This window comes from Streptomyces diacarni, from assembly GCF_003323715.1.
Lineage (GTDB): Bacteria > Actinomycetota > Actinomycetes > Streptomycetales > Streptomycetaceae > Streptomyces > Streptomyces diacarni.
This window is the reverse complement of record NZ_QOIN01000014.1, coordinates 1-1,400: the sequence shown is the minus strand read 5'-3', so window position 1 is coordinate 1,400 and position 1,400 is coordinate 1. Positions and strand designations below refer to the sequence as shown.

Below are 1,400 nucleotides of genomic sequence, written 5' to 3'. Positions count from 1 at the left end.
GGGGGGTGCCTCTATGGGTTTGGTCAAGCCGTTGAAGGTGTTGGCGGTTGGTAGAGGGTGCCGTCGCGGAGCATGGCGAAGAGCACGTCGGCGCGTCGTCGGGCGAGGCAGAGGAGGGCTTGGCCGTGGCGTTTGCCCTGTTTGATCTTCTTGTCGTAGTAGGTGCGCGAGGGTGGGTGGCTCAGGGAAGCGAACGCGGCGAGGAAGAAGGCGCGTTTGAGCTGTTTGTTCCCCCGCCGGGACGGCTGTTCACCGCGGATGGAGGAGCCGGAGTTGCGGGTGGCGGGAGCAAGGCCCGCGTAGGCGGCCAGGTGGGCGGCGCTGGCGAAGGCGGAGCCGTCACCGACGTCGATCAGGATGCGGGCACCGGTCCTGACGCCGATGCCGGGCATCGACGTCAGGACCTTGTGAAGAGGGTGGGCCTCCAGCAGGGTGGTGATCTCGTGCTCGACGGCCCGGCGCTGTTCGAGGGTGGTGCGCAGACTGGCGGCGAGGTTGGGCAGGACGATCGCGGCGGCGTCAGTGCCGGGCACCACCACGGTCTGCTCGTCCAGGGCGGTGAAGATGTCGCTCACGAGGCGTTCGGCCATGCGCGGGGCCTTGGACCGGGCAAGGTTGATCAGTTGACGGCGTCCGGCCTTGCGCAGTGCGGCTGGGGAGCCGAACTGTTCCAGGAGCCGCAGGACGGCCGGATGGTCGAGGCGGGGGCCCAGGACACGCTCCAGGCCGGGGTGGATCTGGGTGAGCAGGCCGCGCAGCCGGTTGCGGAAGCGGGTGGCCTCTGCGGCCAGGTCGTCATCGTGACCGACGATGAGCTGCAAGGCAGCGGTGGTCTCATCGTCGGGTGCCAGATCGCGCAGCGTGTGGGGCATAGTGCGGGCCGCGTCCGCGATCACCTGTGCGTCGCGGGCATCGGTCTTGGCCTCGCCCGGATAGAGGTCGGCGATCCGTCGCATGGTCAGTCCGGGCAGGTAGGCCACCTGACAGCCGGTGTCCCGGGCGACGGCCAGGGGCAGGGCGCCGATCGAGGCGGGCTGGTCCACGACCAGCAGTACGGTGCCGTGCTTGGCGGCCAGCTTGGTGAAGACCTCGCGGAGTTTGGCCTCACTGTTGGGCAGCCGCTTGTCGAACGCCGTCTTCCCGGCCGGAGTCAGGGCGTGCGCGTGGTGTTCCCCCTTACCCACGTCCAGGCCCACGAAGACGCCGATGCCCTCGGGTGTGGTCACGATGCTCCTGTTCGTTCCTTCCGTCCCAGCCTCACCTGCGGCACCGCCCAGCCGGCATCCACGTTACGCAGACCCTCCCGCCCCGGCGGGGCGGTGGCCTTGCCTCTATCAGCGGTCTCACGGTGCCTCCAGGGCCGGTGGCACCACCCCCCGGATCATCTGTTCGACAGGGGG

Annotated in this window: 1 protein-coding gene; it reads right to left on the bottom strand. The window is 69.4% G+C overall.

Translation table 11 applies throughout. From position 1 onward, the window contains the following. Nucleotides 1–23: 23 nt before the first annotated feature. On the bottom strand, nucleotides 24–1,229 hold the full coding sequence (locus DTL70_RS00075; RefSeq protein ID WP_425470292.1) for an IS110 family RNA-guided transposase: 1,206 nt from the start codon (nucleotides 1,227–1,229) through the stop codon (nucleotides 24–26). Between the last annotated feature and the right edge of the window lie 171 nt (nucleotides 1,230–1,400).